21 protein-coding genes are annotated in these 24,462 nt (G+C 49.4%); 2 read left to right on the top strand and 19 right to left on the bottom strand.

The annotated features are described in order from the left end of the window. Positions 1-12: 12 nt before the first annotated feature. The 5 genes from ACYVGR_RS01910 to ACYVGR_RS01890 form a co-directional block, all read right to left on the bottom strand. Positions 13-552 (bottom strand): nuclear transport factor 2 family protein, encoded by a 540-nt coding sequence (locus ACYVGR_RS01910; RefSeq protein ID WP_460953490.1) that lies wholly within the window; start codon positions 550-552, stop codon positions 13-15. A gap of 80 nt (positions 553-632) precedes the next feature. Continuing rightward, positions 633-833, bottom strand: coding sequence for a hypothetical protein (locus ACYVGR_RS01905; protein ID WP_460953489.1), 201 nt, complete (start codon positions 831-833; stop codon positions 633-635). Positions 834-1,032: 199 nt separating this feature from the next. Continuing rightward, positions 1,033-1,770, bottom strand: coding sequence for a LytR/AlgR family response regulator transcription factor (locus ACYVGR_RS01900; RefSeq protein ID WP_460953487.1), 738 nt, complete (start codon positions 1,768-1,770; stop codon positions 1,033-1,035). 486 nt (positions 1,771-2,256) lie between these two features. Further along, a complete protein-coding gene (locus tag ACYVGR_RS01895; RefSeq protein ID WP_460953485.1) occupies positions 2,257-2,952 on the bottom strand; it encodes an SDR family NAD(P)-dependent oxidoreductase in 696 nt (231 codons plus the stop codon). 28 nt (positions 2,953-2,980) lie between these two features. Then, on the bottom strand, positions 2,981-3,370 hold the full coding sequence (locus tag ACYVGR_RS01890) for a DoxX family protein (RefSeq protein ID WP_460953484.1): 390 nt from the start codon (positions 3,368-3,370) through the stop codon (positions 2,981-2,983). 166 nt (positions 3,371-3,536) lie between these two features. Here ACYVGR_RS01890 and ACYVGR_RS01885 point away from each other — a divergent pair, with 166 nt between their 5' ends. Further along, a complete protein-coding gene (locus ACYVGR_RS01885) occupies positions 3,537-3,881 on the top strand; it encodes a winged helix-turn-helix transcriptional regulator (RefSeq protein WP_460953482.1) in 345 nt (114 codons plus the stop codon). A gap of 200 nt (positions 3,882-4,081) precedes the next feature. Here ACYVGR_RS01885 and ACYVGR_RS01880 read toward each other — a convergent pair whose 3' ends face one another. Further along, positions 4,082-5,794: a sialate O-acetylesterase gene (locus ACYVGR_RS01880; protein WP_460953480.1), complete on the bottom strand. Its 1,713-nt coding sequence runs from the start codon at positions 5,792-5,794 to the stop codon at positions 4,082-4,084. 242 nt (positions 5,795-6,036) lie between these two features. Between ACYVGR_RS01880 and ACYVGR_RS01875 the strand changes: the two genes are divergently transcribed. After that, positions 6,037-7,107, top strand: a complete 1,071-nt coding sequence (locus ACYVGR_RS01875; RefSeq protein ID WP_460953478.1) for a dipeptidase — start codon at positions 6,037-6,039, stop codon at positions 7,105-7,107. A gap of 254 nt (positions 7,108-7,361) precedes the next feature. Here ACYVGR_RS01875 and ACYVGR_RS01870 read toward each other — a convergent pair whose 3' ends face one another. The 13 genes from ACYVGR_RS01870 to ACYVGR_RS01810 form a co-directional block, all read right to left on the bottom strand. Next, positions 7,362-9,143 (bottom strand): arylsulfatase, encoded by a 1,782-nt coding sequence (locus ACYVGR_RS01870; RefSeq protein ID WP_460953477.1) that lies wholly within the window; start codon positions 9,141-9,143, stop codon positions 7,362-7,364. Positions 9,144-9,241: 98 nt separating this feature from the next. Continuing rightward, on the bottom strand, positions 9,242-10,672 hold the full coding sequence (locus tag ACYVGR_RS01865; protein ID WP_460953475.1) for an arylsulfatase: 1,431 nt from the start codon (positions 10,670-10,672) through the stop codon (positions 9,242-9,244). 155 nt (positions 10,673-10,827) lie between these two features. After that, complete coding sequence (locus ACYVGR_RS01860) at positions 10,828-11,541, bottom strand: rhodanese-like domain-containing protein (RefSeq protein ID WP_460953473.1); 714 nt, start codon at positions 11,539-11,541, stop codon at positions 10,828-10,830. Between the two features lie 68 nt (positions 11,542-11,609). Beyond that, on the bottom strand, positions 11,610-13,187 hold the full coding sequence (locus tag ACYVGR_RS01855; protein ID WP_460953471.1) for an arylsulfatase: 1,578 nt from the start codon (positions 13,185-13,187) through the stop codon (positions 11,610-11,612). A gap of 2 nt (positions 13,188-13,189) precedes the next feature. Next, complete coding sequence (locus ACYVGR_RS01850) at positions 13,190-14,452, bottom strand: hypothetical protein (protein WP_460953469.1); 1,263 nt, start codon at positions 14,450-14,452, stop codon at positions 13,190-13,192. 40 nt (positions 14,453-14,492) lie between these two features. Continuing rightward, a complete protein-coding gene (gene bshB1 / locus ACYVGR_RS01845) occupies positions 14,493-15,212 on the bottom strand; it encodes a bacillithiol biosynthesis deacetylase BshB1 (RefSeq protein WP_460953467.1) in 720 nt (239 codons plus the stop codon). Positions 15,213-15,226: 14 nt separating this feature from the next. Further along, on the bottom strand, positions 15,227-16,645 hold the full coding sequence (locus tag ACYVGR_RS01840) for a sulfatase (protein ID WP_460953466.1): 1,419 nt from the start codon (positions 16,643-16,645) through the stop codon (positions 15,227-15,229). A gap of 36 nt (positions 16,646-16,681) precedes the next feature. Continuing rightward, positions 16,682-16,858 carry a hypothetical protein gene (locus ACYVGR_RS01835; RefSeq protein WP_460953464.1) on the bottom strand — a complete coding sequence of 59 codons (177 nt, stop codon included), beginning with the start codon at positions 16,856-16,858 and terminating at the stop codon, positions 16,682-16,684. An 11-nt stretch (positions 16,859-16,869) separates the two neighbouring features. Beyond that, the gene (locus tag ACYVGR_RS01830) at positions 16,870-18,129 is read right to left on the bottom strand and encodes a mandelate racemase/muconate lactonizing enzyme family protein (RefSeq protein ID WP_460953462.1); all 1,260 of its coding nucleotides are present in this window, start codon (positions 18,127-18,129) and stop codon (positions 16,870-16,872) included. 2 nt (positions 18,130-18,131) lie between these two features. Next, complete coding sequence (locus tag ACYVGR_RS01825) at positions 18,132-19,190, bottom strand: hypothetical protein (RefSeq protein WP_460953460.1); 1,059 nt, start codon at positions 19,188-19,190, stop codon at positions 18,132-18,134. A gap of 256 nt (positions 19,191-19,446) precedes the next feature. Beyond that, the gene (locus ACYVGR_RS01820) at positions 19,447-21,132 is read right to left on the bottom strand and encodes an arylsulfatase (RefSeq protein ID WP_460953458.1); all 1,686 of its coding nucleotides are present in this window, start codon (positions 21,130-21,132) and stop codon (positions 19,447-19,449) included. A 24-nt stretch (positions 21,133-21,156) separates the two neighbouring features. After that, the gene (locus tag ACYVGR_RS01815; RefSeq protein ID WP_460953456.1) at positions 21,157-22,830 is read right to left on the bottom strand and encodes an arylsulfatase; all 1,674 of its coding nucleotides are present in this window, start codon (positions 22,828-22,830) and stop codon (positions 21,157-21,159) included. An 88-nt stretch (positions 22,831-22,918) separates the two neighbouring features. Then, positions 22,919-24,328, bottom strand: a complete 1,410-nt coding sequence (locus ACYVGR_RS01810) for a sulfatase (RefSeq protein ID WP_460953454.1) — start codon at positions 24,326-24,328, stop codon at positions 22,919-22,921. Between the last annotated feature and the right edge of the window lie 134 nt (positions 24,329-24,462).

Genomic DNA, 24,462 nt, shown 5'->3' with positions numbered 1-24,462 from the left:
GTTCCGTCTTTGCTACTTGACGGCTACCGGTGCCGATGCAGACTCCTGGTAAAACGTCGCTTTCCACGCGCCGTTGATCTTGGTGAAGAGCATTGTTCCCGCTACGTGCTCAAACTTTAATTTCTGGCCGGTTTTGAGGGTTGCATTCTGTTCCATCGAGAACGTATAAAGCACCAGCGAGCCAGTCAGAACCCGAATCACTTCCTTAGCTGGCACGACATTCAACGTCTTCATCTGGTTAAACCCGTCTGCGTTCAATTTTTTTAGCGCGTCGTAGTCGCCCAGGGTACCATCGGGATTGACGGCCTGAAAATCAGGTGTCTTCTCAAAGTAGGTCATGCACGCTTCAATGTCCAGTTTTTCAACCTGTTGGAAGAATTCCTTCACAAGGCCAGAAATTTCCTGTTCAATCGCTTGCTTTTGTTCAGGTGTCATGGCCGACACGTCGGTCGTTTGAGTAGCCGTTTCTTTAGCGGGTGTATTGCAACTGGTGGCAAACAGGAACAGGGCGATGACAATGGCTAGCATCCTGGGTACCTGATTAGTTCTCATTGGTTTAGTTTGCTTGGTTTTGAGGATTTGGATTGACTGAAAAAACGGGTTCAGGCGAACGATAGAAGCCTGTATCAGGATCAAACGTCGGCCCACTCGTTGAGCGGCACGTGGGCGGGTTGGAACTGCATTCCCATCTCCTGAGAAGCCAACGCATACCTATACACGTTTCGGGCAGCGTTGACCGGGGCTTTGCCGTTCAGCATGAGCGACCTATTCGGCACGAGCCACCGGAAGTTAAAAATCGCTGGCGAACGAATAGTGGCAAACGGAAACGACATGGTTAAGCCTAGTTTAGGTGTGGTCTGAAACGGATCGGCCAATTAGCCCGGCAAAGCGATTTGGCCGACAACGGATCTAAACTATCGCCAGCGTATTCCCCAACCAAGTTCGCCCGGACGAGCGTATCCGTTTACTGTCCGAATGGGGGTATTTTCTTACCGGATGTGTGAACGGTAATGCCGATTTTGCCCGGTGGCCTCAAATGGTCTGGATTCGTTTCAGTAGTGCCTCCCGCAGGAGGTGGCTGAGCGGAATCGTTTTACCCTTGATCCCGATATGCCCGTCTCCCACCTCATCGACCTGCGTCAGATTGGCCAGATAGGAGCGGTGTACCCGCACAAAATAGGCCACCGGGAGTTTGTCTTCCATCGCCTTCAGGGTCGTTGTTAGCAGGTATTCTTTGTCGGCCGTGTACAGGTGGCAATAATTGCGGTCGGCTTCCACGTAGAGAATATCGGCGATGAAAATCTTGACGATCTTTTCGCGGTGCCGCACAAAAATCCGGTCACTGAGCACAAAGGGCGCATCGGGGGCAGGGTTGGCAGAGGTGGGGGGCTCGTCGGCCAGGCGGCTCATGGCCAGTTCGATAGCTCGTTGTAGCTCAATTGCCCGGATGGGCTTGGAGATGAAAGCGTAGGGACGCGTTTTTTTTGCCCGGTTAAAGGTGGCTTCGTCGGTATTGGCCGTGACGTAAATAATCGGGATATTCCACCGCTGATGGATAGCATGGGCTGTGTCGATACCGTCGAGTGCGCCTTTGAGAATGATATCAAGCAGAATCAGGTCAGGCCGGTTGGTTTCAGCATGTTGAATGGCTTCTTCGCCCCTAGGCACAATCCCGCTCACCTCATAGCCAAGTTTAGTGAGTTGCAGGGCGATGGTGGCAGCAATGATCATGTCGTCCTCCACGACGAGCAACTTCAACGGGGTGTCCATTCTATTTGTTGATCATTGGTCAAGTAATCAATCCGCGCGTCCCGGAGGTTGAACTCGGTACCGCGTATCCTCGGTAGCGTTGGCCGTGTAATCAACACTATAAATCCGCTACGAAGTAAACTCAAATTTTATGGTTATGAAAACCAATGACTTAATTAAGCGAAGCCATTCGGAAAAGAAGGATTTATGACATTCAGTAAACCTGTCAAAAATACCCTGTATGCTACAGAATGGCGTTGGACAGATATTAAAAAAAATAGGTACCCAACGTCAAAAAGTAATACCTTTTAAGAAAGGCCAGTGAGGGCCATTCCATTCTCATAAAATCGCTCCTTTCTGAGACGATGGGGATCAATAATTCGGGCGTTTTAAGAAATTCCAAGCACCTAATAAAGCATTACCTATGAACTACACCTCTTTTATCTAGACAAAAGAGTACCTCGAACTAATTATTTTCAAGGTACTCTTTACACGTGAAGGCGTGATCTAGTTCGCGCCAATAATGATCTCGACTACCTCACGTTTCGCATGAAGATTCCAATGTGTTTGGGCCACTTCGTCAGCATGAATGGTTGGCATATCAGCGGGAAAATCACCTTTTGAGCCTATACCCTCACCGACCACAATGGCCCCAATCGATACGATACCCACGTAAATATTGTCCTGATCCAGATCCTCGTGAAGCAAACGCGCATAATTGAGTAATGCCCCAGCCGCCACGCCAAAACTAGCCGTAGATACGTTAGGACGCTGGGCGGCTGACGCCGTAGTGAACAGGATACTACCCGCTTTGCGCTCGAGCATTTGCGGAAGCACCGTTTGTACAGCCCTGATGGCCGAGAGCACCTGAAAATCTAAATGATATTGTTCATTGGCAACATCAATGTGTCGCGGGGTCCGCAGGCTTTCCCAGGCAGGCGACGGACTAAATTCGAGCACATCGATGGAGCCATAGGTATCGATTACCTGATAGAGCGCTTGCGTAATACTATCACGGTCCAGAATATCAACCTTGAAAATGCTTGCCGCAATGCCCTGGGCTTGCAGTTTGCTTTGGAGCAAGGCCAGCTTCTTGGTATTTCTGGATAAGAGGGCTACTTTGTAGCCTTGCAAACCAAATTTTTCCGCGATTGCCAGCCCAACACCAGGGCCAGCACCGATAATGGCGAGTGTTTGTGCCATAAATAAAGACGATTTTTGGAAGTGAGAACTACGAAATCTGGAGAGTGGCTTTAGGCTGAAATAGTTGTTGCCAGGCCCAATACGAAACTCCCGCAGCAGCAAGAATCAATAGGGTAACACCCCATTTTTCAGGGCCGCCATGGGTGGCCATCAGGGTGTAGGTTGCCCCAATGAAATAAAAAATAAAACCGAAATAGGCGGCTTGCTGGAAGTATCGAAGCGCAGGAACCAAAATCGTAATGGCACCAACCACTTTGACGAAACCAAAAAAGGGCATGAAATAATCGGGTAGTCCCAGCGATCGGTTGACCTGGACCAACTGGTCAACCATAAGGATGTTGAAGATACCCGCTAAGCCAACCAAGGCCAGAAATAGCGTGGATGTCCAATAGATTAGTCTTACGTGCTTGGTATTCATAATGGATTGATGGTTAGAAATTGTAATGCGCTGAACATTACTTACATGCGCTAATAGGTAGGGGCGCCCGTTTGTTTTCTTAACAAAAGTAGCTACATTTGATAACCTAAAGTTATCAGTTACCCATAGGTAATCAGTTACCTTTTGGTAATCAACTAAGAAAGCTATGCCTAATTACACCGATTGTTTATCCGCTTTGATCCCCATTAGAGATGCGTTGGAAGTAGTGAACGGCAAGTGGAAACTGTTAATCTTAGTGTCTATCGGGGTAGGCAATCATCGGTTTCGCGAAATACAGCGCAGTATTCCCGACCTAAGTACGAAGGTTTTAGCCAAGGAGTTAAAAGACTTGGAAGAGAATGGATTGATCAAACGGACTGTTGAGGATGGCTATCCGGTTCTGATCACCTATACCACGCTGCCTTATGCGGAAACACTGGGGAGTGTGATTGAGGCTTTGAAGAACTGGGGCGTACAGCACCGGGAGCATATCATGAGAGCCTCGGCCTAACAATCACCCATCCACGTAGAAGGTAATAAATACAATGAAATTGGAACCGGTCTAGCCAGCATCAGACAGCTCTCTGTGCGTTATGTCCATTCTCAAATAAACCTGCTTTTCTTTAAACGACTTTGTAAACTGTTGGCGTAAATGACGAATTATGTACTTTTCCCCAGAACTACCTATTTTAGTGAAAATCTTATCATGTTTTAATTCGCCCCAATTTGAAGCTTGCTTCCCGACTGATAGATTAATTGAGAGCCACTGTTCGTCCAGAGCGATTTCGTTTGGGCTTGGTAGTTAGTCGGTATGGTGATCGTATGCTTTAACTGAACAGTATCAAGCAAAGAGGGTATCCAACCGCATGACCAAACCTGTGGGGTATTCCAGAACCCATTTTGGATGGTACTTACATAATTGGGCGGAATAATTGGTGGCAATCCGCTGCCCGATCCCGTGATTGTTATTGGCTCACTGGGCTCGCCTAGCACAGCCGGAGAGGTAGAATTAACCCGGAAGCGGTAGCGCCCATTTGCCCAGTTGGGTAGTGTAACCGTTAGCGGATTAGTCGTTCCTGAGGCTAAGGTGGCCAGATAACATCCCCCTTCGTTTAGAATGTCTACCTGATATTGATTGTCGGCACGAGTGGGAACCAACGAAAAATAGGGGACTTGTGTTTGGTGACCTGCGGTGTCTGCGAAGGGGAACACATAGCCTGTGGTTAACTGAATAAGCCGGTCAGGTAAAGAGGGTTGTCGGCTACTAAAATAGTCGGTTGATAGGTGTTGATTCCAGATTGTAATAAGCGCCGGGCAGTCATCTGCATCGAAGTGAAGATGGAAATAATCGGTCTTTCGGTAATCAGGATAAATCATGCTATCAGTAGCAGGTCCAGCCGCGTTATTGGGCCACCCTGCCAGCGTATTCTGAGCGGCAATAATATTCGGATCGGTTTCGTGATTGGTATATTCGGAACCCACTGTGCTCGGTATGTAACTAACGCGTGAGATAACCCAGCTAAGATTCCCAAAGCCTAATTGAGTGCGGGACTTATTAATTGTCAGACCGATATTATTAATATAGTCGTCGTATGTTTGGTAGTAGTTATCCCCTTCGCCCTGATGCCACAAAATGGCCCGTACACCTGTTCGTTTCAGGTAATGTAAAATGGTTACACCCAAAAGACGATAGGGCATATTTTGAGAAAATCCTGACCAGATTTCTTCTCCATTCGCTGAATGCATCCAGTGCTTGGAGTTTGTTGCTGGATACGAGGCTCCATAGAACATAATGGGTACACCCAACTGCTCGACGAGCTTATCGCCAAGCCCTCCCCATAAAAATAAATAAGCCCCCGGAAACATGCCCGTATTGTCAATACCTGTCGATAAGTCGGCATGGCTGACTGTAAAGGGCAAAGCATTCTCCGAGAATTCTCCTGCCTGACCCGTCCAGTAGTTAATGATAGACACACGATCATCGTTGGCTTGTCCGCTGGTGCAATTAATTCCCCAGGAGTTGGACTGACCGGATGTCACAAACACTTCGCCAACACCAATCCGCTCCAGAAGGGTAGAGGCAATTTCAGTATTGCCCGAAAACGCTTTTACGTTGAGGTCGTACCAGCCACCAGCTACATCCGGAAACTTGCCTTGAAAAACGCCGTTGTTGGGAGCGTTGTCGAGGACAATCCAGCCTGTGGCTGTGCCTCCCTGACGAACCGTTAACTGGGCCTGAATCTGGGTAGCATTAGCGGGGCACCTTCCTATAACAGGTACATTGGCCTGATTGGTATTGTTACGTTGAATGACCAATCGGCTAGTAGGAAATGTTACCTGTACCTGAGCGAAAAGACTAGATGGGAAGAGTAAGAAAAAATAAACTGCAATTCGACATTCTTTTAGTAGATGTGTGGATTTCATATCTAAATAACTCTGTTAGGATACTTAAATACAAGAATTACTGATTTGAAGGCAAAAAACAAGCCAGAATAGTCATATAGGCTAGTTGCGAGCTAATTGTACATAATATTTAGCTCATTTTATTTTACTTCAAGCGTTCTAATCAGCTCCATTGACTGGAAACTAACGGAGGAATAGGAGAGGTTTGCTTAAGTTCGCGTTTTGTTTTCGAATAAATTGAATCTTCTTTTCTAAGCTAGCCTATGTTTACAATTGATGCGCATCTTGACTTAAGCATGAACGCAATGGAGTGGAACCGCGACCTGCGTCAGCCAGTGGAGCGGTTGCGCGAACGCGAGCAAGGTATGACCGATAAGCCAGACCGGGCGAAAGGTACGGTATCGTTTCCCGATTTACGCAGGGGCAATATTGGCCTGGTTGTTGCTACCCAGATTGCCCGTTTTGTGGCACCAGGAAACCCATTGCCTGGTTGGCAATCGCCCGAACAGGCATGGGCGCAGACTCAAGGGCAACAGATCTGGTATAAAACAATGGAAGAAGCGGGTGAGATGATCCAAATCCGTGATCTGACGGGGCTGGAAAAACACCTCGCGCTCTGGAATAATGGCACCCCCAATGATCGGAAGCCAATAGGCTACATTCTCAGTCTGGAGGGGGCTGATTCGATTGTGACGCCCGCTTACGTTGAGACGGCTTATAACTATGGATTACGCGCTATCGGCCCGGCTCACTATGGCCCTGGTCGTTATGCTCAGGGTACCGATGCCACTGGGTTTATGGGGTTGGCTGGTCGTGAATTGCTGCGGGAAATGAAGCGTTTCAATATCATTCTGGATGCAACTCACCTCTGCGATGACAGTTTCTGGGAGGCCCTGGATTACTTTGATGGTCCCGTTTGGGCGAGCCATAATAACTGTCGGGCGCTGGTCAATCACAATCGCCAATTTAGCGATGAACAACTCAAGGAACTCATTGCTCGTGACGCCGTTATTGGCGGTGCGCTGGATGCCTGGATGATGGTTCCGAACTGGGTACGGGGCCAATCGACGCCCGAAGGAATGAACTGTGATCTGGCCAAAATGATTGACCATTTGGACCACATTTGCCAATTGGCGGGGAATGCCCGACACATTGGCATTGGTTCGGATTTAGACGGTGCTTTTGGAAAAGAGCAGTCGCCCTACGATCTGGAAACCATCGCCGATTTACAAAGAGTGCCTGATTTACTGCGTCAGCGGGGCTATACCGAAGACGATATTGCCAATGTTATGCACGGTAACTGGCTTCGATTTCTAAGACGCGTGTGGGCGTAATCGATTGATTTTCTGATTACTTACCTAAAAAGGCCAAAACGTCCTGTGATTCCTTTGCCAAACGAATAATTGCAGGACGTTTCACTTTCATTGAAGTACACCATGTTGTCTAGTGCTTTGGCAAACTAGATTCTAGGAGATTCTATAGATTCTGGGGGCCGCCCGCGCGGTTGGCTCTATTGTGTTGATAATCAAAGGCGATAGAATCCAAAGAATCTATAGAAACTAAATTGGACGAGTACTAGTTGGTGGAGCTAGCGCTTACTGACATTTACATAAAAAGGGCCCAGTGTGCCTTTATCCGTTTCCAACCACGATTCCAGGTTGTAGTCGCCCCGTTTCAGGTAAACCTGACCAATCACTTCCTGTTTGCTGTTATCCTGATCGGTTTGCACACTACGTTGGGTTTGACCGATTCGAACAACTACCCGACTCCCTTTCTTGATGGCTTTATGCTGAATCGTAAAATCATAGTAGCCATCTGTTTCTACCCGAACAGCCCAATACCCTAAACCCGTTTCGGCAATCCAGTTACTAATCAGTCCCGACCAATCCTGACGGGTCAATACGGTCGGATTTTCGTGAGTCGTGCCCAGACTGATTCGGCGGGTTACTAGATTCGGGCTTGCAGCAATATCCTTATATACCTTGTCAAGTTCAGTTTTCAAGTCCTGGACAATTGCTGGGTTAGCCGTGATGAGATTCGTGCGTTCATACGGGTCCGTTTTGAGGTTATACAGCTCAAAACTTTCGGGTTTTTGGTCATCAGCGTTGACGGCCACTAATTTGAAGTCATCTTTGTAAAGAGCCGCGTTCCGATAGGGTTCGGGCCAGCCCCGATTCCAGGCATTATAAAAAACGTCTTTACGAGCTGTTTCTCGACCCTGAATTATTCCCAGAACCGACTGACCATCAATCGCCAACTTTGCTGGCAACGGAACCCGTGCAGCTTCTAGCAAAGTGGGTAATATATCAATATGCGCGATACGGGCCGAGATGTCTTTATTCGTTGGAAAAATCCCCTTGCCTCGAATAAAATGCGGAGTGCGTGTGCCGCCTTCATAAACCGTTCCTTTTCGTCCTTTAAAGCCTGTGTTGAACCGTAGCTGCTGATTTCCATTATCGGTTGTGAAGATAATAATGGTGTTTTCTTCCAGATTCAAGGCTTTCACTTGTGCCAGAATTCGCCCGACATTATCGTCGATATTGGTAATCATGGCGTAAGCCCGACGAGCGTCTTCTTTATCCTTGTCGGTCATAGATGCCCAGTCTGTACCAGACTTCGTATCAAAAGGGGTATTAAGTGCCAGGTTTTTATACTGGTCATAGTATTTTTTTGGTACCTGCAACGGATCGTGCGGTGCATTATAGGCAACATACAGGAAAAACGGTCGGGCCGCGTCTCCGGATTTCTGCTGGCTGGTTTTTAGAAAATCCAGCGCAGCATCGGTAAACACATCGGTACAATAGCCCTGAGTTTGGACTGGTACATTGTTTCGGTAGAGCGTCGAGTTGAAATAACTGCTGTCGGGACGGAAAAAGTTATCCGCATGATCGCCGGGCTGGCCAATACCCCCGCCGTGCCCAACGAAAGAGAACGCAAACCCTTGCTCCGACGCTCGATAGGGGTAGTTATCGCCCAAATGCCATTTACCAACGATACCCGTTTGATACCCATTTTGCGACAGAATTTCGGCCAACGTCACCTCTTCTGTTGCCATAATGGAGCCGCCATTGTAGGTATCATGCACGCCTGTACGTTGGTGATACCGACCCGTCAATAAACTGGCCCGAGTCGGGCTGCAAACGGGAGAGGTGTGGAAGTTGGTTAATCGGGTACTCTGGGCAGCAAAGGCGTCGATGTTTGGGGTTTTAAGATGTGGATTTCCGTAAAATCCCAAATCGCCATACCCCTGATCATCCGTCATGATCAGAATAATATTGGGCCGCGTTTGTGGGTTGATTTTCTTTTGCGCCCACACCGATGTGACGCTTAGTAGGCCAAGTACAATGACTAGAAGAAGAGTTTTTTTCATTCAACGAGCTGGCTTGATTGACATGGGGTTGATGTGGTGTCAGATGCTTACATCTGACGCCACAAAAATCATATTGATCATAAAAATCAGCGTTCTATTTACTGATCGCCAAACGGAAAAATGGCTGACGGAACGTGCGACTGATTCATTAGTTTCTCCAATTCCTTCGCTTTCGTCGGAAATGAGCTGGCTACATCGTGCTTTTCGGCCGGATCTTTGGCTAAATCATAAAGCTCCAGGGTTGACCCATTTGGTTTATTGGCATTGATCCGAACGGCTTTCCAGTTGCCTTGTCGCACGGCCTGTTTCCCTCCGCCTTCGTGAAACTCCCAATACAAATACGCGTGCTCCTTTTGGCTTCCTTTACCAAGTAAACTCGGTACTATGGAAAAACCATCCCCAGTTGTTGTTGGCTTTGCACCCGCTAATTCGGCGAACGTAGGAAACAAATCCCAAAATGCCCCGATGTAGTGGCTTTGCGTGTTTGCTTTAATAGTCCCCGGCCATCGGGCAATAAACGGTACACGAATACCTCCTTCATACAGATCACGCTTGACGCCACGGAAGCCGCCACTACTGGCAAAAAACGTTGGATCTGCTCCGCCTTCTATGTGTGGTCCGTTATCACTCGTAAAAATAACCAGTGTGTTCTCGTCGATACCTTTAGCCTTAAGGGTAGCCAGCACCTGTCCAACGTAAGCATCCAGCCGAGCTACCATCGCGGCAAACGTAGCATGAGGATAAGCCTGTGACGTATAGCCGCCCGTTGTGGCACTGACCCCATAATCAGCTCCTTTAAACGGAGTTTCGGGAAATTTGCCTTTGTAATGCCGGAATAGACTATCGTCGGGAACAAGCAATTCAGCGTGGGGCAGGATGTAGGGGAGGAAGAGAAAAAATGGCTTGTTTGTGTTCTGAGATTCAATAAAACTCAAGGCCTGCTTTTGAATCAAATCGGGAGCATAGGTCTGATTATGAGCCAGGTTCTGGTTTTCAGTTAAAACGACCTGATTGCCGTTTTTCCACAGATGATCTGGGTAATAGCGATGGGCCAGACTTTGGCAGTTATAGCCATAAAATTGATCGAACCCCTGATTGTTGGGGTCTCCTTCAGACCCTACCGGACCTAATCCCCACTTGCCAAACGCTCCTGTGGCATATCCGGATTTTTTCAGTACTTCCGCCAGCGTTACCACCGAATCAGCAATGGGTTCCTGCCCTTCAGGATCAACGCCTTTATTCCCCCGAATGTAGGTATGCCCCGAATGTTTCCCCGTTAGTAAAGCTGATCGGGATGGCGCACACACAGTTGTGCCTGCATAAAATTGCGTGAACCGAACGCCCTGAGCGGCCAAGCGGTCTATATTGGGTGTTTTGATAAGCTTCTGCCCATTGAACCCCACATCTCCGTAACCCAGATCATCAGCCACAATAAGCACAATATTGGGCTTTGTCGAACTGCGTTGTTGGGCGACAGAACTGCCAGCAATAGCCAGCAGGAGAATCAGTAAAAAAGATAGTTTTTTCATATTCCATTAAAACTGAGTAGATTTTTTGTCATTTCGACGTAGGGAGAAATCTCAAGTTCGCGTATTAATCAGGCTTGAGATTTCTCCCTACGGTCGAAATGACAAAAATCAGCCTAGTTTTTCCATAAGAGGAAAAGCTTAAACAGCGTCAGCCCTTATTTCGACGCCACCAACTTGGTATCAAGTTCGGTTTTTAGCTCGGTTAAGCCAGCGCGTTTCAGCACAATGTCGCCCTGTTTGTACAGAATAAGGTAAGGAAAGCCTGATACGGTTTTGAGCGAAGCAATCAGGGCTGGGCTTTCTTCAAGCTCTATTTCAACAATTTTCAGGGCACCACCGTGTTCTTTGCGAAGGGTCTCCAGAATAGGTTTTACTTTTTTGCAGGAACCGCAGTATTTGGAGCCGATATCAACCAGAACGAGTTTATTACTGGCCAGAATGGCGTTGTATTCATCCAGCGTCAGCCCTTTTTTCGCGGTCGTGTACAATGGGTTTCCCGCTCCCGTCCAGGCACCGATGCCGCTGTCGAGTACATAGACCTCATTAAAACCCTTACTCCGTAAATCCTTGGCCAGAGCAACGCTACGCCCATTGGCAATGGAGTAGATAAATACGGGCTTCGATTTACTGATTCCCTTAACGAGTGTTTCATACCCTTCGGTCTGGAGATTGAAATTAACAGCGTTTGGAATGTGGTTCAGCGCAAATTCTTCGGCACTCCGGGCATCAATCAGTTGAGGAGTTGCCTGTGTTTTTAATTTCGCGGTAAACTGATCGACGGGGAGTACGCCTTCTGATTTTTCGGTTTGAGCAATGGCTACTGTAGCGAAGCCCAATAGGACAAAGATGAATGCAAGTTGCTTTTTCATGAATTGTTTTGGTTTAAACTATCCCCAGAGCTTCGTTGCCCTGAGGGGTGACAGGGTAATTGGTTTACTTACTTAATCCGATTCCAGTCGACAACGCCGACTTTCTGCGACCATTGCTGATGGGCTTTCGCCAGTTCGGCTACTTTGTCGGGATACTGATCCGCCAGATTTTGCGTTTCTGTCCGGTCGGTGCTCAGGTTATAAAGCGCCCAGGGTTTAGTATGCTCCGCAACCAGTTTCCAGTTGCCTTTTCGCATGGCCCGGCTGCCTTCGTGTTCCCAATAAATCGCGTCATGGCCACTGAATGGTTTGTTGAAAAAGAGATTGGCCAAACTGACACCTTCGACGGGTTTGAGTGCTTTTCCGTTGAACGTCTGGGGATACGCTGCACCCGCCAGTTGCAAACAAGTGGGCATAATATCAATCAAATGAGCTACCTCTCGGCGAACGGTTCCGCCTTTAATGACCTTTGGATACCAGGCAATGAATGGAGAGGAAATGCCTCCTTCATGCGTGTTTTTCTTGAATAGGCTGAACGGCGTATTACTCACATTCCCCCAGGGCGTTTCGTAGCTGTCGATTGAATTGACCGAGCCGGGTGTGCCCCGTTTTTGGGTGACATAATTCCAGTTTCGGACATCGTCGGCACTACCGCCATTGTCCGACAAAAAGAGAATCAACGTGTTATCGTCTTTCTTGATCGCCTTAAGTTTGTCCAGAATCTCACCGATTCCTTTATCCATTCGGTCGATCATGGCGGCATAAATAGCCATGCGAGTATCCCAATCCTCTTTTTCCGAAGCCGTGAGACTATTCCAGTCCGGCACGTTTTCGAAGCGTTCAGAGAGTCGCCAATTTTTATCGACAATACCCGTAGCGATCTGTTTTTCATGCCGCTGCTTACGCAATTCATCCCAGCCTTTCAGGTACTTTCCTTTGTAGCGGGCAATGTCTTCGGGCAAGGCTTGAATAGGCCAGTGGGGCGCCGTGTAGGCTACGTATAAGAAGAAGGGATTTGACCGGTTGCGTTCAGCTTCCAGAGACTCCACCGCAAAATTGGTAATGGCCTGAGTAAGATAGGTCGACGTATCAGTTCGGGTAATCTCGCGGCTACCGTTCAGAAACGTAACCGTTCGACCATCGTTGTACAGGGGTTGCGAATTGAAATAACTGCTGCCGTTATTCTGCATCGTAAACGACTTATCGAATCCCCGATTGACGGCCCAGGCCGATGGCACCAAACCAACGTGCCACTTTCCGGCAACGGTGGTTGAATAACCCGCTTTTTTTAGCAATTGGGCAATGGTTACACAACTATCGTTCAGGTAGCCCTGATAGGGTGGGAAACCTTTGTCCTGCACCATATCACCAACTCCGGCCTGATGTGGATACAGCCCGGTCAGTAAGGAGGCTCTTGACGGACAGCAGCGTCCGGCATTGTAAAACTGAGTCATTACCAGCCCATTCCGGGCTAGCCGATCCAGATTGGGCGTTTTGATTTCACCCCCAAAGGCACCAATGTCTGAATAACCCAAATCGTCGGCCAAAATGATCAGGATATTTGGCTTAGACGGTTGGGCAAAACCCGGCAGTACCGAAAGCAGCAGGCTGAGGCTTGTAAGTATGTAATTGATCGAACGAGCCATGATTAGCGTTGGGTTTGTAGCTCGATGAAGTGTTTCAGGGCGAGGGTGATTTCTTCGAGCAATTCGGGTGAGGTGGCTTTGACGTCGTCTGTGGGCGCATGAAACAGGAAATGCGCGCCCGCAATGGCCAGAAAGTTTGGGTAGCCTTTTTTGACGACTTCAATCAATTCGCCAACCCCTTTGTCGGTCACCGCTTTACGTCCGTCGATGGCTTGAAACGACCGCTCAAAACTGTCTTTTACAGATGGGCTGTAGACAATCTGTCGGTTAGCATCTACCTGAGCGGTGGGAGCGTAACCAGCTTCTGTTTTAGCCCATTTTCTAGTAGCGATCCCAGCACCCAGGTGGACCCACAGGTGCGTATCGACAGGCTTGGGAGCAATCGTTTCCAGAAACTGACGAGCACCCAGATTGGCCAGTTCATGCCCTGAATTGGCCGTAAACAAAAAGGTATACGGCAGTTTCGCTTCGCTTGCCCATTTTGCCAGCGCCAGCCAGGCCGCAATGCCGGGACCGCGCTCCCCTCCGCAGGTAAACCACCCGCTAATTGGTGTGGAAACCACGATTGTCTTAGGGCCATTGCCAATTTTTCCGTAGATGTTGCGCGCGATTACATCACGAAAAGTACCCTTGATAGCCAGTGAAGCGGTTTTATGAGCCGTAACCGCAGCCAATACGCTGGCGCTATCGTTGGGAGCCACTAGCACAATCGGAATGGGCCAGGGTTCAGTGCTGTACGATGTATTGATGGCTACTATCTCGCCCGATGGGTTTTCAGTAATGGCTACAATCGCTTTGGCACCTCCGTCAATAAGCGGCTTTAAGATCGCGTTATGACCGGTTTGGCCCGAAAGTCGCGTGAGGACAATCTTCCCCGCGAAATCAGCAGGTTGGCTACTCGTTCGGCTGTCAACGATTGGTGCGTCGACCTGAAGTGGACTTTTGTCGTTGACATACCACAATGGAAATATGTTGATCGCTTTAGCACCCGTTGACAGGCTTCCTTTATCAAAAAAGAACTGCTTAACCGGAAATTCGAGGTACTTGACGGCATAACCTGCCTGCCTGAGTTCATTGCCCAGCCAGGCCGAGGTGTTGCGGTCGGTTTCGGTACCCGTGCGATGTTCGCCCAGACTTACAAACTTTTCGACGGTGTTGTACAAACGCTTACCCGTCAGGTAATCAGGTGTTTGTGCGGTCAGCTGGCTCAGGGTTAGCAAGCTCATCAGGCTACTGAGTTTGACAAAATTGACAGAGGATATCATGGTTTCTTACAGAGTAAATGAGAAAGTGAATGGCCCAAATTCAGCGAAAGTCGAAGAAGGCATTTGTATCGATCATGCTGTTTTTCAGAAAGCCTTCGCCGTACCGTGCGCCAATCATGCGACCGAACTCAACGGCTCGTGACTCTACACGACTGAAGAAACCAGGGTCGGAAATTGCCGTGACTGGTTCGAGGCTGTCAGGGTCATAAAATTGACTTCGGTAGGCTTTGGCAGCTCGGAGCTTTTGCTCAAAATGGCCCGATACATCCACCACAAAATCGGGTTGAAGCCACCAGTCCTGTATGTAATGATAGATGGCTTTGGGGCGCCAGTTTTGCTGTTTCGTCTGCTTTCCATCATACGTTTCCAACTTGGCGAAACCGGCATAATAACAGGCATCCACAACTAGTTTAGCGGCCCGTATATGGTCGGGGTGGCGATCTGAGGGCGCATTGACAAGAACTACATCGGGCTGGTACTGGCGGATAACCTGAATGACTTTTCGCTGATGGCATTCATCATTTTTGAAGAAACCATCCGCAAAATGCAGGTTAAGACGAGTGCTCAGCCCTAGCAATTGAGCCGCTTCAGCTGCTTCTCTTAGCCGAATTTCGGGTGTACCCCTGGTGCCCAATTCTCCGCAGGTCAGATCGACAAACCCGATTTTTCGACCTAGTGCACGATGGTGTAGCACGGTGCCGCCACACGCTACTTCGGCGTCATCGGGGTGGGCCGAAAAAACGAGCATATCTAGTTTCATAATCCCGTTAATTGTTACGGAGCGACATAAGCCGGGTTCCGTTCTGTTGGTATAAAGGCTGCTTGCTTAGCGCGCCAATCCTGTAAAAGCGTGTGTAGTTTTTTGACGACAGCCGGATTCTCAGAAGCTACGTTGTGCTGTTCACCCAGATCAGTTTTAAGGTTGTAAAGCTCAAGCGCGTTGTCTTCGAAATACTCGTGCAACTTCCAGTCGCCCAGCCGGATAGTCGAGCCGGGTCGAGTGCGGAATAATGGATCACGTCCGTTGTCTGTTTGTTGATCGTAGGCTTCCAGATAGATCGGGAAGTGCCAGAAAAAAGGACGCTCAGCCACCGACTTTCCAGTTAATAGTGGGAGGATACTGATGCCATCCAGCGGCTGGCTCGGTTTTGGCCGTTTCAGGATGTCCAGAAAGGTTGGATAGTAATCCAGATTGATGACAGGCGTTGGCGACGTGCTTCCGGCCGCTATGGTACCCGGCCAGCGAACAACCAGGGGTACCCGAACGCCACCCTCATAGTACGACCCTTTTCCAGCCCGAATCGGGTCTTGTCGGGAGATGGACCGGATGCCGCCATTGTCCGATGTGAAAATCACGATGGTGTTTCGATCCAACCCCAGTGCTTCCAGTTTCTTCAGAATTCGGCCTACGTTGCTGTCGAGCGATTCAATCATGGCCGCATACGTAGCATGACCTTGCCCCGGCGATTTCGGTTTTCGCTCGTATTTTTTTACTAGCGAATCGGGTGCCTGCAAGGGTGTATGAACAGCGTAATACGGCAGATACAAAAAGAACGGCCGGTCGCGAGGCTGGTCCAGGAATTGCAATGCCTCACTCGTCAGCCGGTCCGTCAGGTATTCACCGGGAGGACCGTCGGGTAGCGTTGGAATTCCATATGGGCTGAAATGCTTATTCATGCCCCGTTCATCACCAGCCCGATTGTAGGTAAAGCCCTGAGTGGTTGGGCTTTTGCCCAGGTGCCACTTGCCAATGCTCGCTGTTTGATAACCGGCATCGCGCAGGGCTTCGGCTAGCGTATACACACTATCGGGCAATACCTCATTGTTTTTGACAGGAATCAGTTTCCGGGTTTTGGCATCGCCCCGATCTGCATTGGCAACCGTGTAAATCCCATGCCGGGGGGAGTACTGACCCGAAAACAGGCAGGCCCGGCTCGGTGCACAGTTGGCTGCTGCCGTATAGGCACTGGTGAACTTGATTCCCTGCGCGGCCAGCCGATCCAGATTGGGCGTTTCGTAGAACGTACTGCCCATAAAGCCAACATCTTTCCAACCCAGATCATCAGCAATGATCAGCACAATGTTTGGTTTTGCTGGCGAGGTTGGCGGCTTCGATTGTGCCCATAAACTGGTTGTAGCCAGTAGCTGGTAAGCCCAAAGTAGCCCTACTGTAAAAAAAACGGTACGATTCATTTGCTTGATCATCAGTAGATGTAAAACAGGTTTCCGTCAGTCGCCGTAACCCAGATCGTCGGCTAGAATCACCACGATATTGGGCCGATTTGGGTCTTGCTGAAGGATAGCGGTTGGCGGATTTTGCTTTTGAGGCAAATTAAGGCCAACGAACAGGGCGCTGACGACTGTCAGGAATAAGGGGATTGCGATCGGATTATTGCAGGATTTCATACGCAATGGATTTAACTATGCTTGTTTATCAGGGTATAATTCAGGGTGTAGCCTAAACCGGGGCCAGTCGGTACGGGCAGGAAACCATCCTGAAACTGTTCGGCTGGTTTCACCAGATCGGCTCGCCAGGGCACTTCACCATAGGCAAATTCCAGGATTGAAAAATTGGGCATGCCCGCACAGACCTGCACACTGGCTGCGGTCGAAATGGGGCCGCTGGGATTGTGGGGCGACACCTTGATGTCGCCAGCAGCTTCAGCCAGGGCAGCGATGTAGCGGCACTCCTGAATACCTCCACAATGCTTAACATCGGGCATAATGATATCAAGTGCTTTGTTGTTGATCAGGGGCGCAAAGCCAGTTCGTCCGGCAATGGATTCACCACCGGCAACGGGTTGCTGAATCGCATCGGTAATCGCCTTGGTATCATCGAGTTGGGTTTGCGGGTCAACCGCTTCTTCGAACCAGTACAGGTTCGTTTTCTCCAATCGTTTGGCTGTCTGGATTGCCAGTTGTCGATTCAAATGACTGTGTACATCAATGAGCAGATCGACGTTGGGACCAATGGTTTGACGAACCGCTTCGGTACAGGAAATGGCATAATCAATATCGGCTTCGATGTCTTGAGGACTAGCCGATTTCAGCGGTTTCATGTCGTCGAACGGGGCCAGCTTTACAGCTTTAAAACCACTTTTTAAGGCCAATTCGGCATTGCGCTGAAAGGACGAAATCAACCGTCGGCCCTTCGCATCGCGTTCGTTGGTAGCCCGGTTGATGTTGGCGTATACTTTGATTTTATCCCGAAGTTTCCCGCCAAGCAGTTCGTAGGTTGGTACATCGAGTGCTTTTCCGGTCAAATCCCAAAGTGCCTGTTCGATGCTGCTGAACGCTGTGACAGCTGTTCGACCGTTTGCCTGTGCCCGTTGCAATCCTCGTTGCCGAAACAGTTCCACGCTAAAAGGCGATTCGCCTTTGATCAACTCGAAGTAGGCCGCTATTTCTGATTTGAGTAAAGCCTCGCCATTATGGGTAGCAGCCGTAAATCCGTGGGAGGCTTCACCCAGACCACTGATGCCCTTGTTGGTCTTTAGTTCGACAAAATACCAGTTGCCTCGCTGATTAACTTTTATGGTATGAACGACAATCCCCCTAATCGACAAATTCGATTTCGTCGGGACAACTGATGAACCCGGTTCGGTGAATTGGCTACCCGCCGGTAAGGTGGTGGCAATACCCGCTGCTTTAAGAAAATGTCTTCGTGAAAGTGCCATAATTACTTGCTTCGCGAAGGGTTGACGGGCGTTGGCTGTTTGCCAAAATGCAATTGACCGATGGCAATTGAATTTTCGCCCGCGGCTGAATACAGCAAATACCACTTCTGGTTTTCCTCAAAAACATAGGGGTCTCTCAACTCCCGAACCTTGCCATAGAACAAGCCTATTTTCGAGGTCGTCAGGGGTAGATTGCCACCTTCGTAATCGGTTTCGGGGGCGGCCACTTCTTGCGGAGGGGTTGGTGTCCAGTTGGTCCAATCGTCGGTTAGTTTGATTTTTGTGAGAAGTATCCGCTCTGGTGTGTCGCCAACGCGGCTGTAAAACACCCATAGCGTATCGCCCACCAACTTGACCGCCGAATGACGGAGCGAATTCGGTTTCTGGATTTTTGCGAACGGATTTGGGCCTTTCTCGAACTCCGTTTTCCCGTCTTTGGAACGATAAATTGAACTCGACCGGCCAATGGCGTAATAGGTATTGTGCCACTGGAAAACCCGGAAATACGATTCGCCCAATACGGCTGTATCGGCTTTAAAATGGATACCATCGTTGGTAACGGCCCGAAGCGTGTATTGTCCTTTTTGTCCTTTATGTTCCAGCGGGCAATGGAAATAAAGAATCAGTTGCTTCTGGCGGTCGTCGATATGTACATCAGGAGAGGCAACGTGTGTAACGCCATCCCCTGCGTTTTCGGCACCTTCGTGACGGATGCTTTCGGTAGCCGGAAATGGCGCATCGTTGCAGCGGCAATCGGTGATTTGCAACGTACCGGGTTTGTAAATTTTCCAGGGCCCATGTAAGTCGTTGGCATAGGCTAACCGGATGTATTTGCCTTTATGGTGGGCGAAGTACAGATAATATTTGCCCAGTTTATTGGGGAGCCAGTCGGGGACTTTGATCAGCGATGGCCCGTTAAGGTCATCACCCTCCAGTTTGGGGAGTTGACTGGCGGAGATTATTGGGTTATTGGCAAATCGCTCAAGGGTAATAGTTTGCGCATAAATTCTATCGGTTAAGAGGGTAAATAGCGCTAAACTATAAACAAGCAGCTTTTTCATAACAGTTTTGGTTAGTGGGAAGATGTTTCCCTTGAAGGGGTAGTGTTATTAAGATCTAGTTTTTAACCCCGAAGGGGTATCAGGGTTATAGTAAACAAAATGAGTGTAATGGTTGAGAACCCTGAAAGGGTGACATTATTTCACCCTTTCAGGGTTCTCAACGGGTCGCTTCTTTTTTCTATAATCATAGCATCCCTTCGGGATTAGAATACTTGTCAAGGGACGAGGTCGTGCACGACTTTCGGGATGAACAATATTAGAAATTTCGGTTTCCGACCGACGTTTTTTTGGGTGTGGGTAGAAGCGGTTCTTTCGGCTTTATTTTGTCGTAGTCGACTACGTCGGTTTGCGTGGCCCAATTGAAATACAGTGCCGACAGGTCATCGACCAGATTCGAATTTCGGGCGGCTACATTCTGCGTTTCACCCGCGTCACTTTCCAGATCATAAAGCTCCCATTGGTAGCTTGGATAGATCGAAACCAGTTTCCACTTGCCCCGACGAACGGCCCGGTTGCCCGCCCACTCCCAGAAAAGCGGTCGTTGTGCGTCTAGCTCCTGTCCATTGAAGAGCAGGTTTGTTAGGCTTTTTCCGGGCAACGAATTGATCGTAGTTCCTTGATACGTAGCCGGATAAGACGCTTTGGCGAGGTCGTAAAACGTAGGCGCTATGTCGATGAGATGGCCAGTGCCACGTGCTAACGTCCCTGCTTTGATTTTGCCCGGAAACCAGGCAATAAATGGCGTGCGAATGCCACCCTCGTAGGCAAATGACTTAAACGACCGAAAGGGCGTATTCGACAAATACGACCAGTTTTTACCCTGCGATTCAAACGATCCCGCCGTTCCAACTGGCCCCGTATTGCGACCCGCTTTGGGCCCCCAGTGCGCTACATCCTCGGCAGGCGCGCCGTTGTCTGAGATAAAAATAATCAGCGTGTTTTTGTCTTTCTGGAGTTCTTTCAGTTTATCCAGCACCTTGCCAATTCCCTGATCGGCACGATCGAGCATGGCGGCATAGACTTCCATTTTGGCTTTCCAGAGTTGCTTTTCCTCATAGGTCAGCGCATCCCATTCGGGTACGTCGGCATCGCGGGCAGCGGCTGCATCGGCCAGCTTTTGGGTGATGATCCCCAATTTGACTTGACGAGTCAGCCGTTCCTTACGTAGCGCATCCCAGCCTGCATCGTATTTGCCTTTGTATTTGGCGATGTCTTCCGGCAGGGCCTGCAACGGCCAGTGTGGAGCCGTGTAGGCTAAGTACAGGAAGAATGGTTTGTTCTCTTTATTCTGTTCGTCCAAAAACGTTACGGCATGGTTGGTTACTTCATCGGTGAAATAAAAGGAGTTGGGTTTAGGATGTTGTCGTTTATTGTCTTCCAGAACGGTTACTGGCGAAGGGCGCCCAATGGGTAATGGGCCAGCGTCGAAGTAGTTGGAAGCACCGCCTAAAATTCCGTAAAACCGGTCGAAGCCGCGCTGCTTAGGCCAGTACAAACTATCGTTTCCAACGTGCCATTTGCCGGAAAGGAGTGTGCTGTACCCGGCCTGTTTCAATACTTCGCCAAAGGTGAGCGACTGCTTGTTTAAATAGCCCTGATAGGCGGGCAAACCCAGATTGACATTGAAATAACCTATACCAGCTTTGTGGGGGTACTGCCCTGTAATAAGCGATGCCCGCGTAGGGGCACAAATCGAGTTGTTATAAAACTCTCTCAGTCTCAGTCCTTCATTGGCCAGTCGATCCAGATTAGGCGTTTGAATTTCAGAGCCGTATGAGCCCAGGTCTGAATAACCCATATCGTCCACCATAATCAGAATGATATTGGGTGGTACGGCATCCCGGCGGGCAGAGGGGGTAGGGCTTTGGGCGAATACCGACGCGTTTATAGCATAGAGAGTCGCGACAGCCAGCAGTGATTTTTGTATGATGTTACGTTTCATAAAGCTTTTCAAGTCAATCGATATTTATTCGACACGGGAAGCGGCTCGATTCTGGTTAGGGCCAGCATTGCCGCCGGGTATGCCCTGACTAACGGGGCGGAGTTTTTCGTAGGGTTCTACGTCCGTGCGTTTGGCCCAGGCTTCGTATTCGGCGTTTAGGTCTTTGACAATGTCGGGGTGTTGGGTGGCTAAATCGGTGGTTTCACCCCGGTCGGTTTCGAGATCGAACAATTGCCATTTGTTCTGCGGGAAGATGGATACGATTTTCCACTTGCCTTTGCGAACCGCCCGATTCCCCGCCCGTTCCCAGAAAATAGGCCGATCGATTGGAAGCGCTGTTCCCTGAAACAACAGATTCGTTAGGCTCAACCCAGGCAGCGGATTGGTCTTCACGCCGTTGAAGGTTTCGGGGTATTTCGCTCCAGCCAGATCGTAAAACGTAGGGGCCAAATCGATCAGGTGGGCGGTGCCTTTGGCGATGGTACCTGCCTTAATTTTCTTTGGATACCAGGCGATAAAAGGCGCACTAATGCCGCCCTCGTAAGGCGTGGCTTTGTAGTTACGGAACGGCGTATTCGATACGTAGGCCCAGTTTTGCTCCTGATAATCATACGAACCTGCCGACCCGATTGGCCCTGAACTACGCGGGCGTTTCCGTCCCGTTGGGATCAGACCTCCCTGCGCTCCGTTGTCGGAAATCAGCACGATGAGCGTATTGTCATCAACTTTGAGTCGCTTGAGTTCAGCCAGAATACGCGCCAGACTTTGGTCGACATGATCGACCATTGCCGCGTAAACTTCCATTTTCCGTTGCCAAAGCTGCTGTTCGTCGTAGGTCAGACTTGCCCAGGGGACCACTTCTGGGTCGTGGGCAGCGATGGCTTGTTTGGGATCGGCAATACCGAGTTTAATTTGCTTGGCCAGCCGTTCTTTCCGGAGTGAATCCCAACCGATGGCGTAACGGTCTTTGTATTTGGCAATGTCCTCGGCGGGTGCCTGCAACGGCCAGTGTGGAGCGTTGAAAGCCAGATACAGAAAGAAGGGTTTGGCGGGTTTGTTTCCCGATTCGTTGATGTACGAAATGGCGTGGTTCGTAATCTCGTCGGTCAGGTACTTGCCCGGTTCCAAATTGATCGGTTTGTCATCCTCGACCAGTTCGACGGGTGGGGCTTTTTCCTTATAGGGGCTGATGTCGTAGTAGTTGCTGGCACCATTGATGAACCCATAAAATCGGTCGAAGCCGCGCTTCCTGGGCCAGTACAGACTATCATTTCCAACGTGCCACTTACCCGACAGATAGGTACGATAACCCGCCTGTTTGAGCACCTCGCCAAACGTCAGCGATTCTTTATTGAGCCAGCCCTGATAAGCCGGTAAACCCAGATTGACGTTGAAATACCCCACGCCCGCTTTGTGGTGGTACTGCCCCGTAATGAGCGACGCTCGCGTGGGGGCGCAGATGGAGTTGTTGTAAAATTCACGTAACCGCAGCCCTTCGCTGGCTAGTTTGTCGATGGTCGGGGTGTTGATTTCGGAGCCATATGCGCCAAAATCCGAGTAACCCAGATCATCGACCATCACCAGAATGATATTGGGTTTGTCAGCAGTTGCTTTTGCCGATGTTCGGGACTTTTGCTGAGCAACCGACGCGCTGAGAGCGAGTGCCGATAGGGCCAGACTAAGAATAATTTGGTTCATAGTTATCGGAGAGTGGGTCTTTTTGCGGGGTCGAGCCATTGAATGAGGTTGCGTAAAAAAGCCAGGTTCTGACTGGCATCGGCTTGGTTTATAGTTTTTTATAATCTGGATTGGGCTCGGGCATATTAGCCTTTACCTCTGAGCGCCATTTTTTTAGCAGATCGGCCAGTTCCTTTGTCTTTTCCGGAAGACTTGCCGAGAGGTCGTTACGCTCGGCTATATCGTCGGCCAGATTATACAGTTCGTGTTTGCCCGTCTCGTACAACTCCACCAGTTTGTAGTCTCCCCATCGAACGGCTCCGGCTGGTCGCCCTTCCTGATTGCTGAAATGGGGATAATGCCAGAAAATGGGTCCGCGATCTTTGGGTTTTTCGGGCGATTTTAGCACTGAATAAAAACTCTTCCCATCGGAGCTGGCCGGTTGATCCCGGATGTTTAGCGCATCCAGAAACGTCGGAAGAAAGTCAGTTCCTGTGATGTAATTATTCGTCTCAGCGTGCTCAAGTATTTGTCCTTTCCACCAGAAAATCAGCGGGATTCGAATACCACCTTCGTAAACATGGCCTTTCCAGGCCCGGAGTGGCTCCAGATTGGTGGGCGTTGGTCCAAGCTCCGGCAAACCCAACCCGCCATTGTCGGAAGTGAAAACCAGAATCGTATTATCAAGTAATCTGTGTTTCGCTAGTTGCTCAACCACGCGCCCAACGCCATCGTCCATGCTTTCGATCATAGCGGCATAGTTCGGATTATACTTGCCCTTCGATTTGGCGTACTGATCGTAGTAATACTTCAGTTTGTCCGCTCTGGGCACCAGCATGACATGGGGTGCGGAATAGGTGAGATAGAGGAAGAACGGACGGTTTTTGTTCTGGTCGATAAACTCAACGGCGTAGTCGGTCAGCTTGTCGGTTAGGTAGTGTGTTCCGTTATCTTCAAAAACCGTTTTGCCTTTGGCCGTAATGGTATAATTGTAATAATCCAGCCCATTTTTGGCGATCACTCGGTCATAACCAAATCCCTGCGCTGCCGGAGCGGTTGAATCTGCATTGCCATTCCCCAAGTGCCATTTGCCAATCATACCCGTTTGATAGCCGTGACGCTGCACGATTTCGGCCAGCGTCGTCTCCGAAGAAGGCAGGTATTTGGTCCATTGTGCAGGAAGAATCGGCGAGTTGGCATCTTTCCGATCTCCGGCTATAAAATTGGTTAGATGTAGCCGGGCCGGATGCTTTCCAGTTAAAATGGCAGCCCTTGATGGCGAGCAAACCGGACAAGCGGAATACGCCTGAGTGAACCGCAATCCTCCTTTCGCCAGCTTATCAATGTTGGGCGTTCGGATGTACGGATTGCCATAACAGCCCAGATCGGTATAGCCCAGGTCATCGGCCATAATAAAGACAATGTTGGGTTTGGTCTTCACCGATTGCCCGAAACCGGTTGTTCCGATTAGGAGAAGCGCGCCAAGGAAAGAGAACAGGTTGCTGATTTTCGATTTCATAAAATAGCGTTGTGCTTTGTTTGCCATCCTGAGTTTTTTTGTCATGAACTGTGTCATTCCGACGATAGGAGGAATCTTCGGGCAAGAACTATTTTAGGGTATCACCCGAAGATCCCTCCTGCGTCGGGATGACA

This window comes from Spirosoma litoris (assembly GCF_054776755.1).
Note: the sequence above shows the minus strand (reverse complement) of the source record. Positions and strands in the feature narration are given on the sequence as shown.